General features: G+C 67.3%; 10 protein-coding genes. 4 read left to right on the forward strand and 6 right to left on the reverse strand.

Annotated features, from left to right (window positions below; genetic code table 11):
• The first annotated feature begins 156 nt into the window (after positions 1 to 156).
• On the forward strand, positions 157 to 1218 hold the full coding sequence (locus tag BO1_RS32600; protein ID WP_028221144.1) for an MBL fold metallo-hydrolase: 1062 nt from the start codon (positions 157 to 159) through the stop codon (positions 1216 to 1218).
• Positions 1219 to 1317: 99 nt separating this feature from the next.
• Here the strand turns inward: BO1_RS32600 and BO1_RS32605 are convergent, their stop codons facing one another.
• The 5 genes from BO1_RS32605 to BO1_RS32625 form a co-directional block, all read right to left on the reverse strand.
• The gene (locus BO1_RS32605; protein ID WP_028221145.1) at positions 1318 to 2472 is read right to left on the reverse strand and encodes a CaiB/BaiF CoA transferase family protein; all 1155 of its coding nucleotides are present in this window, start codon (positions 2470 to 2472) and stop codon (positions 1318 to 1320) included.
• A 240-nt stretch (positions 2473 to 2712) separates the two neighbouring features.
• The gene (locus BO1_RS32610; RefSeq protein ID WP_028221146.1) at positions 2713 to 4281 is read right to left on the reverse strand and encodes a class I adenylate-forming enzyme family protein; all 1569 of its coding nucleotides are present in this window, start codon (positions 4279 to 4281) and stop codon (positions 2713 to 2715) included.
• A gap of 109 nt (positions 4282 to 4390) precedes the next feature.
• A complete protein-coding gene (locus BO1_RS53705) occupies positions 4391 to 7243 on the reverse strand; it encodes a LuxR C-terminal-related transcriptional regulator (RefSeq protein ID WP_043287521.1) in 2853 nt (950 codons plus the stop codon).
• 156 nt (positions 7244 to 7399) lie between these two features.
• Positions 7400 to 9283, reverse strand: a complete 1884-nt coding sequence (locus BO1_RS32620) for an AMP-binding protein (RefSeq protein WP_028221147.1) — start codon at positions 9281 to 9283, stop codon at positions 7400 to 7402.
• Positions 9284 to 9498: 215 nt separating this feature from the next.
• The gene (locus BO1_RS32625) at positions 9499 to 9843 is read right to left on the reverse strand and encodes a DUF4148 domain-containing protein (protein WP_028221148.1); all 345 of its coding nucleotides are present in this window, start codon (positions 9841 to 9843) and stop codon (positions 9499 to 9501) included.
• Between the two features lie 383 nt (positions 9844 to 10226).
• Here BO1_RS32625 and BO1_RS32630 point away from each other — a divergent pair, with 383 nt between their 5' ends.
• Together BO1_RS32630 and BO1_RS32635 are read left to right on the forward strand one after the other, a co-directional pair.
• Positions 10227 to 10724 carry an SRPBCC family protein gene (locus BO1_RS32630; RefSeq protein WP_028221149.1) on the forward strand — a complete coding sequence of 166 codons (498 nt, stop codon included), beginning with the start codon at positions 10227 to 10229 and terminating at the stop codon, positions 10722 to 10724.
• Positions 10721 to 11083: an ArsR/SmtB family transcription factor gene (locus BO1_RS32635; RefSeq protein ID WP_028221150.1), complete on the forward strand. Its 363-nt coding sequence runs from the start codon at positions 10721 to 10723 to the stop codon at positions 11081 to 11083. Before BO1_RS32630 ends, BO1_RS32635 begins: the two co-directional genes overlap by 4 nt.
• Positions 11084 to 11115: 32 nt before the next feature.
• On the opposite strand, the gene BO1_RS32640 is transcribed toward BO1_RS32635, so the two are convergent.
• Positions 11116 to 11580, reverse strand: a complete 465-nt coding sequence (locus tag BO1_RS32640) for a MerR family transcriptional regulator (RefSeq protein ID WP_028221151.1) — start codon at positions 11578 to 11580, stop codon at positions 11116 to 11118.
• 68 nt (positions 11581 to 11648) lie between these two features.
• Between BO1_RS32640 and BO1_RS32645 the strand changes: the two genes are divergently transcribed.
• The gene (locus BO1_RS32645; protein WP_043287524.1) at positions 11649 to 12884 is read left to right on the forward strand and encodes an NADH:flavin oxidoreductase/NADH oxidase family protein; all 1236 of its coding nucleotides are present in this window, start codon (positions 11649 to 11651) and stop codon (positions 12882 to 12884) included.
• Positions 12885 to 13073: the final 189 nt, after the last annotated feature.

Here is a 13073-nt window from a genome sequence, read left to right on the forward strand (position 1 = left end):
CACGGGCGCGTGACGGGAGCGGCCACACCCAGGCCCGCGCAGGGACGCCCGAAAGCGCGTTGTTGCACGGGCCGTTTTGCTGTCTGCTTGCCTGTTTTCTTTTCGTGCTATTTTCGGGCTTGACCCGCGAATGCCAGATCATCAGGAATCGATGCGATGAACGACGACACCTCCTCAGCCGCCGCACTCACCTACCCGTTCGAGACACCGCCCATGCCGCGCGGCGCGCTCGAAGTCGCGCCGGGCGTGCATTGGATCCGCATGCCGCTGCCTTACGATCTGGACCACATCAACGTATGGGCGATCGCCGAGCAGGACGGCTGGGCCGTCGTCGACACGGGCGCGCGCACCGATGCCGCCGCCGCCGTGTGGCGCGACTGGCTTCAACGCGAGCGCGAACGTAGCCGCGTGACGCGCGTGTTCGTCACGCACATGCACCCCGACCATGTGGGCATGGCGGGCTGGCTGTCGCGCACGAACGATTGCCGCTTGTGGATGACGCGCGGCGAGTATTTCAATTGCCGCGTGACGCTGGCCGACACGGGCCTCGAGGCGCCCGACGACGCGATTCGCTTCTATCGTCAGGCGGGCTGGAGCACGGCTTCCATCGACCTCTACCGCGCGCGCTTCGGCCGCTTCGGACAGCACGTGCACGCGCTCCCGCCAAGCTACCGGCGCATTCAGGATGGCGAGTCCATCAGGATAGGCGCGCATGACTGGAACGTCATCACGGGCAATGGGCATTCGCCCGAGCATGCGTGTTTTTACTGTCCCGATCTCAAGCTCTTCATATCCGGAGATCAGGTCCTGCCGCGCATTTCGTCGAACGTATCGGTCTATCCCATCGAGCCCGACGCCGACCCGATGGCGGACTGGCTCGCGTCAATCAACAAGCTCAGGGCGCAGGTGCCTGACGACGTCCTGGTGCTGCCTTCACACAACGATTGCTTCCGCGGCCTGCACGCGCGTCTGGACCGGCTGGAGCGTGGCCAGCAGCGCAGCCTGGAGCGGCTGCGCAGTGGCTTGAAAGAGGCGAGGCGCGCTGTCGATGTTTTCACCCTTCTGTTCGCCCGGCCGATCGCCGACACGGATATGAGCCAGATGGGGCTCGCCACGGGTGAGAGCCTGGCCTGCCTGAACTACCTGCTGCATCGGGGCGAGCTCACCCGCGAGCTGCGCGACGACGGCGCGATGTGGTACGCGCTCGCGGCAAGATAAACGCTACGATCAGCGGCGCTGCGGGTGCGGTTTATGCCCGTAAACGCAGCCAGCGCGCCTGGGCGCGCTGGAACGGTTTGAACATGACTCACGCGCGCGTCAAGCCGCGCAACCCAACCCTTTCTCGCGCAGGCGCGTCACGGCGGCTTCGTCGAAACCCCAGGCGCGCAGCGCTTCGTGGCCGCCTTCGCCGCGTGCGGGCGCGGGTGCCGAGAGTTTCGACGGCGTGGCCGAAAAGCGCGGAGCGGGCGCCGGCTGGATCACGCCGCCCGACTCCACGAAACTGCCGCGTGCAAGGTGCTGCGGATGATGCGGCGCCTGCGAGAAACTCAGGACCGGCGCGACACAGGCGTCGCTGCCTTCGAATACGGCGCACCATTCGTCGCGCGTGCGGGTCAGGAACACCGCTTCGAAACGCTGGCGCAAAACCGGCCACCCCTGGCGATCGTGCTGCCCCGGCAAGTCCTCGCCGGCGAGGCCCAGCTTGTCGAGCAACTGGGCATAGAAGCGCGCTTCGACAGCGCCCACCGACATGTAGCCGCCGTCGCGCGTGCGGTAGCTGTCGTACCAGGGGGTGCCGCCGTCGAGGAGGTTGCTCGCGCGCGCTTCGCGCCAGTCTCCCGAGGCGAGCAGGCCCCAGATCACCGAGCCCAGCTGCGCCGCGCCCTCGATCATCGCGGCATCCACGACCTGGCCTTCGCCGCCGCGCTGCACGTTCAGCAAGGCGGCGACCACGCCCAGCGCCAGCAGCATGCCACCGCCGCCATAGTCGCCGACGAGATTCAGCGGCGGCACCGGCGCGCCATCGGCACGGCCGATGCCGGAGAGCACGCCGGAGAGCGCGAGGTAGTTCAGGTCATGGCCGGCGCGCGCCGCGAGCGGGCCGGTCTGCCCCCACCCGGTCATGCGGCCATAGACGAGCCCCGGATTGCGGGTCAGCGCCTGCTGCGGCCCGAGGCCGAGACGCTCCATCGTCCCCGGCCGGAAGCCTTCGATCACCACGTCGGCACGCGACATCAGCTCGAGCGCGGCCTCGCAGGCCTGGGGCTGCTTGAGGTCGAGCGTCACGGACCGGCGGCCACGGCCGACGACATTGCCGCGCGTGCCCTGGCGTTTCGGGCCGAGGTCCTCCGGCTCGACCGGCCGGTCGATGCGCACGACGTCTGCGCCCATATCCGCGAGCATCATCACGGCGAACGGGCCGGGGCCGATTGCCTCGAATTCGAGGACACGAATTCCACTTAATACACCCACTTTTGCCTCCGTTTTTTCAGTTTCTGGCCGGTATCGATGGCACAGTAAGCCAGAGCGGCACGCGAATGTGACCACCTTCGCCGGGTGGCGCGATTCGAACGCGGCACGCCTCGAGCATGTCGGCCTGCATGCAATAATTAGATATCCGAATGTGTTGAATCAGGCCCTGGAGTCCGACACGCTCACCGCCCTCCCCGGGCATCTGAATTCGCGCGTGATCCGGAGCGCGTGAATCCATGCTCAGGACACGTTGCGGGCCTGGTCTTTCCAGTACTTCTCGCGCACGATGCGGCGCACGACCTTGCCGACCACCGTCACCGGCAGTCGTTCGACGAAGCTGATCGACTTGGGCGCCTTGAAGCGGCCTATGCGGCTCTTGACGTGATCGATCAGCGCCTGCTCTTCGACCTGCTGGCCGACACGCAGCTCCACCTCCGCGTGCACCGCCTCGCCCCACTCCTCGTGAGGGACGCCCACCACCGCTGAGTTGGCAACCGCCGGATGGGCGTTGAGCGCGGCTTCGACTTCGACGGCGTAGACGTTGAAGCCGCCGGTGATAATGACGTCCTTCTTGCGGTCGACGATGAACAAGAATCCGTCCTCGTCCAGGTAGCCCATGTCGCCGGATTTCCAGAAACCGTCCTGGAACTCGGCCGCCGTGCCCTCCGGATTTCCGTAGTAGCCCGAAATGGTGGCGCGGCAGCGCAGCCAGATCTCGCCGGTGGTGCCACGCGGCGATTCCCTGCCCTCCTCATCCACGATCATCAGCTCGACGCCTGGCGTGACGCGCCCGGCGGAGGCCAGCCGCGCATCACTGATGCCGACATGATCGGCCTTCGTGAGCGTCGCCACGCGTTGCAGGCATTCGGTGGCCGCGTAGCCCTGCGCGAATACGTTGCCAAAGCGCGCGAGCAGCAAGCGCAGCTTGGCCGGACTCATCGGCGAGGCGCCGTAGTTGATGGTTTGCAGCGTCGAGAGATCGTACTGCGCGGCCTCCGGCAGCTCGAGCAGCCGGTACAGCAGCGTGGGCACCAGGATGCTCACGGTGATCTTTTCCTGCTCGACGTTGCGGCACCAGGCCTTGAGGTCGGGCGCGTTCTGCGTCACGTTGCAGGCGCCGCGGAACAGCACGGGCAGGATCGACAGCCCCGAGGCGTGGCTGATGGGCGCCATGTGCAGGAAGCGGGAATCGGTGCAGATGCCCTGCTCTTCAAACGCGTAGGCGGAGTCTCGACAGGCCAGCCAGTTGTCGAGGGTGTATTGAGCGCACTTGCTCTTGCCGGTGGTGCCTCCCGTGAAGCGGAAGACCATGATGTCCTCGTGGACCTCATGCTCGACGCCGGGGTTGGTCGCGGGGACGCCCTCGAGCAGGTCCCAGAAGTACAGCAGATCGGCGCGGCCCGGCGGTGGCGGGTCCATGCAGACCACCCGGATGCCTTTTTCCAGCAGGAAGGGCGCGTGGGTGTCGATCAGCGCGTTCTCGATGAAGACGACCTTCGGCGAAATGAACTCGAACTGCCAGCGGTGCTCGTCGGGCGAGTCGCGGTAGTTGGTCATGGCCATGCGGGCCTCGCCCTTGAAAACCGTCCACACGTGCAGCAGCGACAGGTTGTCGTTGTCGAGGATGCACATGTAGGCGTCGCCGCGGCGCAAGTCCAGCCGCTGCATCATCATGTTGGCCACGCGGTTGGTGAACGCGTCAAGCTCGGCATGGGTGAAGCGCCGGCCCCGTTCGACGTTCACGAGCGCCTCGCGGTCGCGGAACGCCAGCGCGAGCTGTTGAGTGACACGGGCGAAGTTCATCTTCATGTGAGTCTGTCTCCTCGGTTGTGCTGGCCCAGTGGGGCTGCACCTCCAGGAAGCATAGCGAGCGCGCCGGCTGAACGCGCCACCCCCGTCGGGGGGCGGCCCACCGGTATCAGAGGGGATCGTCGGCGAACCACGAGGTCTCGACGGACCCCGGATGGAGGTTGCGGATCAGCGCGACAGCCTCGTCGCGGCTCGACACACCGAGCTTGCTGTAGATGTTCTTCAAGTGCCACTTGACGGTTTCGGGCGAGATCGACAACGCCCGTGCAATGCGCTTGTTCGGGATCGCATGCATGAGGAGCCGGACGATCTCGGTCTCCCGCTCGCTGAGAAGATCGAGCGCGCTTGCCTGCTGGCGCGGCTCGCCGGGCCGTTGCGCGCCTTCTCCGCCTGGCGCTTGCGCCGCGAGATGGGCGGACTGCAGGCGGCTCGCGTAGAACGGCAGCACGGCATCGGACGGATCGGCCGGCGCGGCGCTGACGATCAGGTCGAGCACCTCGGGCCCGACGTCGAGCATGCTGCGCGTGAGTCCAAGCCGATGCCCCCGGCGCAGCGCGCTCACCGCCACTTGCCGCGCCTTCTCCGCTTGCCCGCGCCGTTGCTCGACCACGGCGCCGAGCAACTGGAAATGCGCGGCATCGCGCTGCCAGCCGTGCGCGTCGCAAACATCGATCAGCTTGTCGATCTCCACCGATGCGCGCTCGTCATTGCCCTCGGCGATCGACCACAGGATGCGGCCACGCGACGCCTGAACGGCGATTTGCGCGCGCGTGCCGCGAGATAACGGATCGATGCCCGCGCCGAGCGTCTCCAGACGAGCGAGAGCGGCCTCGGCTTGCCGATGCTGCCCGCACTGCAGATGGCGCTGGACCTGGTCGGCCAGACTGTGCGCGAGCAGCCGGTCGAGGCGGTATTTCGCGCCATACTCCTCGAGCCGCTCGAGCCAGGCAAACGCATCGAGCTGGTGTCCGGCCATCCATTGCACCGCCGAAAGCACCTTGAGCACGCGCAGCACGGAATCGGGGATCGAGGTGCGTTCGAGCACATCGATTCGTTCCTCGAGCAACTGCTTCGCCGCGTCCAGCTCATTGAATTCGTACAGCACCTCGCCCATCAGCGCGCTCGCGATGCAGGCGGCCTCGACGGCTTCATTGCCGCGGCGGTCGGCTTCCGCGAGCACGTCGCGGCAAATGCGCTCGACCTGCAGGAAGCGGCCCTCGATCGCATAGCTCATGCCCATCATGCACCGGCTGAACAGCGCACCGGCGGGCGTCCCGACGAGTGGCACGCCATCGACGAAAAGCGTGGGCGCCGATGCCAAAATCTCGCGCGCGCGCTCGAACTCGCCCTCGTGCATCGCATGCCAGGCAAGCAGGTTGTTGCGCCCGCCAATGCCTATGCTGTCGGCCGCATCGGACACCGTGAGCAGCTCCGGCACGATCGCCGACATCGCTTCGGTGTCGTCATGCTGCACGGCCAGCGTGCTGCGCGTGATCGCGAGCCGGAACCGTGCGGCCCGGTCCTCGGCGGGGATGGCCGAGAGCAGGTGCGGGATGCCGGCCGCGCAGGCCTCGAAATCGCGCGTGAAGATCTGCAGCTGCGTCTCCCACAACCGCAGGCCCACACGCGCCTGGACTTCCTCCGCGGGCAACAGGCGCATGAGCCCGAGCAGCTTGCGCAACTCGCCCTTCAGGCGCAACTGGGGCGCGACCTGCAGCACGAGATCGGCTGCCGCCGTCATCTCGCCCGCGAGCACCGCGTGGCGAACCGCGTCGTCGGGCCGGCCGTGCTCGCGGAACCAGACCCATGCGGCGCGATGGACCTCGCGTTGGCGCACATCGTCCCACTGGCGAAAGCGCTGCAGCAGCGTTTCCCTGAAGAGCGGATTGAAGCGGTACCACGTCGCGCCGCCCGCCTCGCCAATCGACTCGACGAACAGATGGTCGCCTTCGAGCCGCGCCAGCAGGGCGAGCACCCGGTCGTGCTGCGCGGGCTGCGCGCCGTTGGCCGACAGCGCAACCGAAAGCGACGCGCAGAAGGTCGTGCAGCTCGCGAGCCCGACGAGCACATCGACTTCGACATCGGCGAGCTGTGCCAGCACTTCGCGCTCGAAATACTCCGCGTAGCCGCGCGCGTCCAGCAGATGGCTGCGCGTGAGTGGCGGCGGCGATTCGGTGCGCTGGGCGCCCGCCGTGCCCGGCGTGCACTTTGCGCCGCGGCTGCGCTCGAGATGCACCGCGAGCAGTTGCAGCCCGGCGACCCAGCCATCGGTCAATTCGTGCATGCGGCGCGCGTCGCGCCGGCTGACCTCGCCCAGCTGGGCCTTCAGGAATGCTTCGGATTCGGCTGCGCCGAAGCGCAGCTCACGCATACCCAGCTCGAGCGCCAGGCCGCGGTCGCGCAGCCGGCCGAGCGAGACCGGAATCGCCGCGCGCGAAGCCATGGCGATATGGAAATTGGCCGGCGCGTAGTCAAGCAGCCACTGCAGCGTCTCGTGGATGCCCGGCTTGGTAACACAGTGCAGATCATCGAGGATCAGCACGAGGTGTTGCGTGCGGCGCCGGATGCCGCTCACCAGCGCGATCAGGGTGCGCTCGGTCGCCTCCTCGTCCTCGCCGCGCCCGGCGAGCAACGCGGCCTCGCGGACGATCTCCTGATCGACCTGACCGAGGCTCGTGATCAGGTCGTCGAGCCAGCGCGCCAGATCGTTGTCTTCCGGTGAAAGCGTGAGCCAGGCCACGTCGAAGCCGAATGGAAGCAGCGCCTGATACCAGGCGCCGAGCAGCGTGGACTTGCCGGAGCCCGCCGCGCCTTCGAGCACCACGCAGTTGTGACGGCGCGCTTCGGTCATCTGCGCGAGCAGGCGCTCCCTGCCGACGACACGCGTACTGCGCCTGGGCGGGCGCAGCCTTTGATTGACGCTGGATGTCTCGAAACCAGGCGGGGTCTGGAAAGAATCCATGTTGAGGCGAACAGGAAAGGTGGGGGGCGCGCGCCGGCGACGCCAGCGCGGACGGTGGTCATCCCGTGGCCGGTGTGATCGGATTGTAACGCGCTGCGTATGGCGCCGGCCGCGCGGGCGAGCCCTGCCCGCGCGGCTGCACGCGGACGCGCCGCCTCAGCGCACGCAGGCGACATGCGCCTCGGGGACATCCCGGAACAGCGCGTCGATCAGACCCGCCCGGCGCGCCCGGCAGGCGGCTTGATTGACATAGCCCTTGTCCGCGATTTCACCGGCGTCGATCGACGGCGGCTCGGCCATCAGCAGCACGCGCCTGACGACGAGACTCGCGCCCTGTTGGGCGTTTGCGGGGGCACGCAGACGTTCGGCCAGCGCCGCGACCACGCGCGGGTGCTGCACGAGCGCGGCGGCGTCGAGTCCGTCGAGCTCGGGCGCGAGACGCTGCAAGGCCGCGAGGTTGGGCCACGCGAGCGCGGCGACATAGTCGCGATCGTGCCCGCAGATCACGGCGTCCGTGACGAGCGGAGCGCACAGATCCAGCAGCGCGAGCCGCAGCTGGCCTGTGCGCACCCACGTGCCGTTCGCAAGCTTGAAGTCTTCCGCGATGCGTCCTGCGTACAGCATGCCGCGCATGGGGTCGCGCGGATCGGCGAGCCGCACGGTGTCGCCCAGACGGAAGTAGCGCTCGTCGTCGAAGGCGGCGGCGCTCAGTTCAGGCGCGTCGAGGTAGCCGCCGAAGATCGCGCCGCCGCGCAGGCGAAGCTCGTAGCGTCCGTCGCCGCCCGCGAGCGGGATGAGCTTGGCTTCGACGCCGGGGCCCGGCACGCCAATATTGCCGAGGTCGTCCGAGGGCGACGCCAGATACGTGCCCATGCCGTTCGTCTCGGTGGCGCCGAGCGACGTGCGAAACGCAATGCGCTCGCCCACGGTGCGCTCGGCCACGCGCTGGATGCGCTCCCAGACGTCGCGCGCGAGGCTCGCCCCGCCGTAGCCGAAGCACATGAGTCGCGCGAAGAGTGTCTGCGCGAGCGCCTCGTCGCGTTCGAGCGCGTTGGCGAGCATCGCAAACGCGACCGGCGCGCTGGTGAAGATCGTCGGCGAGACTTCGCGCAGATTGCGCAGCGTGCGCTCGAAACGTCCGGGCACCGGCGCCCCGTCGTCTAGATGGTGGCTGGCGCCCGTCACCATCGAGCGCCCGAAGGACACCAGGCCGCCCATCGTGTGGTGCCACGGCATCCAGTCGAGAAACACCGGTTGCGGATCGGCGAGCGTGCCGAGCAGGTAGGCCAGATAGGCCGTCGCCGCCTTCAGATTGCCGTAGCTCATGGCAACGGCTTTCGGCACGCCCGTGGAGCCCGAGGTGAGGAGCAGGCGCACCGTGTCGGCCGGCTCGATGGCGGCGCGCGCGCAGGCGAGCGCGGCGAGCCCCGCCGGTGTCAGCTCCGTCGATGCGAGCGTCGACCACGCATGGCGGCTTTCGGTGGCGCCGCTCACGGCGATGACGGGCAGATCGGCCACGCCGAGCGCCGCGAGCGCAGGCCCGAATGCGGCCCGGTCCTGCACGAATAGCGCGGCTGGGCGCACGAGGCCGAACACGTCTTTCAGCCTGGCGAAATCGCGGCTCACCTGCGAATACGCCGGCGAGACGGGCACGGTGGGCACGCCCGCATGCTCGGCCGCGAGGAGCAGCAGCGCCTGCTCGATGGAGTTGCCCGAAAGCAGCATGAGCGGGCGCTGGGGACCGAGGCCGAGATTGAGCAGCGCCGCCGCGACCGCCCTCACCTGATCCCAGAGTTCCGCCCAGCTGATCGTGCGCCACGCGCCCTGGGCATCGCGTTCGCTGAAGGCCGGCGCCGCCCCGCGCCGCTGCGCCCAGTACGCCGCGAAATCGGCGAAGCCGTTCTGCGGCACCGCCGGCGCGGGCGGCGAAGTCAGGACGAGGGTGCCGTCGGGGAGCGTCCTTATTTCCGTATGCCACGCCGGGACGCGGGCGCAACGGTAGCGCGGCGCCGGTGGGTGCTCGATGGTGGGCTGTGGCACGCTGTTCTCTCCTTGGGGATGGACACTCCGCCGGCGCTCGCCTGCCCGATGGCGACGATTCGACTGCTGGCGCTATGGGGTGCCTGGGCGGCTTTGACGCCGCGGCAGGACACGATGGAGTGTAGGCAAGGCCTGCGCGCTGCACACCACCCGCGGCGAGTGGTTTCCCAGGCCACCGGCTGGTGGCCTTGCCCGACGCCGCGGTGCAGCATGGCTTAGTGCCCGAAGTAGATCGACTGTCCTGCGGGGGCGGCCGGGGCTTGTGCGCCCGAATCCGAGCTGCCCGACATCGACACGCCGCCTACGGCGCCGGCAGCCGATTGCGTATATTGCTGCGCGACGATCGCCTCGGCGTGCTGAATGTCTGCCGGGTAGTTGATGTCTCTTGCCGCCGGACGATAGCCGGCCTGCTCGAGGCGCACGAGATCGGCACGGACCTCGGCGCGCGTGACCGGCCCATTGGTGCTGGCCGTGTCGGCCGCGGCGCTCGACTGGGCAAACGCGCAAACCGGGGCAGCCAGCGCGCAGGAAACGAGCCATGCGGAAATGAATGCTTTCATGATGTCCACCTTTGCATGAGTGGCCGCTGCATCCAGAAGCGAGGCAGTTCTGGCCCTCCTTCGACCGGGCCGGTGATCCGGTGCCCGCGAAGGTTAAGTACATTCTGGCTCTCCGCTGCTGTCCTGAAGCTGACCCGCGCATTACGGCTTTGTTATCTGCGCAGGATCGTCGCGGTCTGCACGGCGGCAACGCTGACCGTCTGCCCGACGGTGCGCCATTACAGCGTGCCCCGAGGTCGCCGCGCCCGCGTTCGCCGAGTTGGCTCGATGGTATGCGCTCGCCAGCACGCGAGGCTCAATCAAGCGGCACGCAAATCACGCAACCCGCAGGTTGCAAATCCAGAAACCCCGTGCTAGTCTTCATGCAACCTGGAGGTTGCGCTATGAGTTCTGTTTCTGACCGTATCGAAAAACGTATCGTCCTGCGCGCGCCGCGCGAGCGCGTCTGGCGCGCGATCAGCGAGGCCCGGCAATTCGGCACCTGGTTCGGCGTCGCCTTCGACGGCGAATTCGCAGCCGGCGCCCGCGTCACCGGGCGTATCGCCCCGACCCAGGTCGACCCCGAGGTGGCGAAGCTGCAGGAGCCCTGTGCTGGCATTCCGTTCGATTTCCATATCGAGCGGATCGAGCCAATGAATCTGTTCTCGTTTCGCTGGCATCCGAACGCGGTCGACCGCAACTTGGACTATTCGGCCGAGCCCATGACGCTAGTCGAATTCCGGCTGCAGGACGCGAACGAAGGTACGCTGCTGACGATCACGGAATCGGGCTTCGATGCCATCCCGCTCGAGCGCCGGGCCAAGGCATTCACGAGCAACGACGGCGGCTGGACGCATCAGGCGCAGCTGATTGCGAAGTACCTCGAGCGATTCTCATCGTGACGCACTCCTCATCAACTGCCGCCAAAAGGCTTCTCAGCGCGGCGCCTGTATTCGCGGCGCTCGGAGACCCGGCGCGTCTGCGGATCGTCTCGAGGCTGTGCGAATCGGGGCCCCTGTCGATCGTGCGGCTCACCGAGGGCGCGGACATCTCGCGCCAGGCCGTGACGAAACATCTGCACGCGCTCTCGGACGCCGGTCTCGTATGCAGCGAGCGTAGCGGCCGCGAAAGCCTGTGGCGGCTCGAGCCGCTGCGGCTGGAGGAGGCGCAACGCTACCTCAGCCAGATCTCCGCGCGCTGGGATCAGGCGCTCGTGCGGCTGGCGGCCCTCGTGGAGCGCGAGGATCGCGACGAGGCTTGAATCAGCTTGCAGCCTGAAACCCTGGCGCGCGCTCACGCGCCCCGAGCCCGCGCGGCCGGATTGCGCTGCGCTGGCGCCCGCTTCTCGCGACGCCCCTTTGCGGCAGCCGGCGCCGGCGTTTCGAGCCGGTCCACCTTGAAGCAACGCCCCGCCGCCCATTCGGCCTCGAGCGCCTCGCGCACGCCCAGCAGCGCCGTGCGCTGCTCGTCGAGCCGGACGCGCAGCGCGTCGATCTCGTGCAAGCGCTGCTCGATGCGCTCGAGCAGCCCTTCCTTCGAGAAGCCCTGAATTTGCTCGACACTCGCGCGCATGTCCTCCAGCGAAAAGCCAAGCCGCTGCGCGAGTTGAATCTGCCTCAACCGCTCCTCGGCCGCTGCGTCATAGATCCGGTACCCATTCGCGCTGCGGCTTGCCGGCGGCAGCAGGCCGCTTTGCTCGTAAAAGCGGATTGCCGAGGCGGCGATCCCCGTGCGAGCCGCCAATTCTCCAATCTTCATCGCGCTTGACCTTCAAGTGAACTTGAAACTTAGTATACGCCGGTCTCCTGCGCCGAAAAGGTCTTTCGATGGCAACCACACTGTTCACTCCGCTCACGCTGCCCAATGGCGGCACCCTGCCCAATCGCCTCGCCAAGGCTGCGATGGAAGAAAACCTGGCCGATGCCGGCCAACTGCCGGGCACGGCGCTGTGGCGCCTCTACGAGGCATGGGGCGCGGGCGGCACTGGCTTGCTGATCACGGGCAACGTGATGATCGACGCACGGGCGCTGACCGGACCTGGCGGCGTCGTGCTGGAGCGCGGCACGCCGCTGGAGCCGTTCAGGCGCTGGGCGGCCGGCGCGCGCAAGCACGGCGCGCGGATCTGGATGCAGATCAATCATCCGGGCCGTCAGGTCATGGCGGCGATGGGGCGCGATGCATGGGCGCCCTCAGCCGTTCCGCTCGATATGGGGCGGCACAGCAAGCTGTTTGCTGAAGCACGCGCGATGACGGAAGCGGAAATTCACGAAGTGATCGCGCGTTTCGCGGATACTGCGCGGGCCGCGCAGCAGGCCGGGTTCGATGGGGTGCAGATTCATGCTGCGCATGGTTATTTGCTTTCGCAGTTTCTCTCGCCGCTGACCAACCGGCGTGACGATGTGTGGGGCGGCTCGCTTGAAAACCGGGCGAGGCTGCTGCTCTCGGTTGTGCGTGCGGTGCGTGCGCGTGTTGGTGCTTCGTTTAGCGTGGCGGTCAAGATCAATTCCGCCGATTTTCAGCGCGGTGGATTTTCCGAGGCGGACGCGCGGCAGATCGTGCTGTGGCTCAATGACGAGGCTGTCGATCTCGTGGAGCTGTCTGGCGGGAGCTATGAGAGTCCTGCCATGCAGGGGCGCACGGCGGATGGTCGGACGCTTGCGCGCGAGGCTTATTTTTTGACGTTTGCGCTGGAGATTGCCGCGGTTGCACGCATGCCGATCATGACGACGGGGGGCATTCGGAGGAAATCGGTGGCCCAGGCCGTGCTGGAGCAAGGTGTGGCTGTTGTGGGTATGGCTAGTGCGCTTGCTGCGGTGCCGGATTTGCCACGGCGCTGGCGTGACGGGCAAAGTGTCGATGCCCCGGTGATTGCCGTGGGGTGGCGCGATAAGGCCATGGCTGGGCTGGCGACTATGGCGCTCGTCAAACGCAGGCTGCGGGTGATTGCGGCAGGCAGGCTGCCGGGGCGTAGTTATTCGGCTGTTTATAGTCTTGTGGTTGATCAGATGCGGACGCGGAGGTTGACTGCACGGTATTTGCAGTGGCGGCAGGCGCGGGGGTGATGCGGTATTGATACGCGGTTTGATGCGTGATTTTCATTAGGTCGTTTGGAGTTCTGAGTTTTGGTGGGGCTCCATATGCGTTGGCCTTAACTTGTATTCGCGGCGGGCCGCAAGCGTCGCCCCTGTGCGGGGCGGCACCTACTTTTCTTTGCCGCGGCAAAGAAAAGTAGGCAAAAGAAAGCCGCTCAA

This window comes from Paraburkholderia oxyphila NBRC 105797 (genome assembly GCF_000685075.1).
GTDB classification, from domain to species: domain Bacteria; phylum Pseudomonadota; class Gammaproteobacteria; order Burkholderiales; family Burkholderiaceae; genus Paraburkholderia; species Paraburkholderia oxyphila.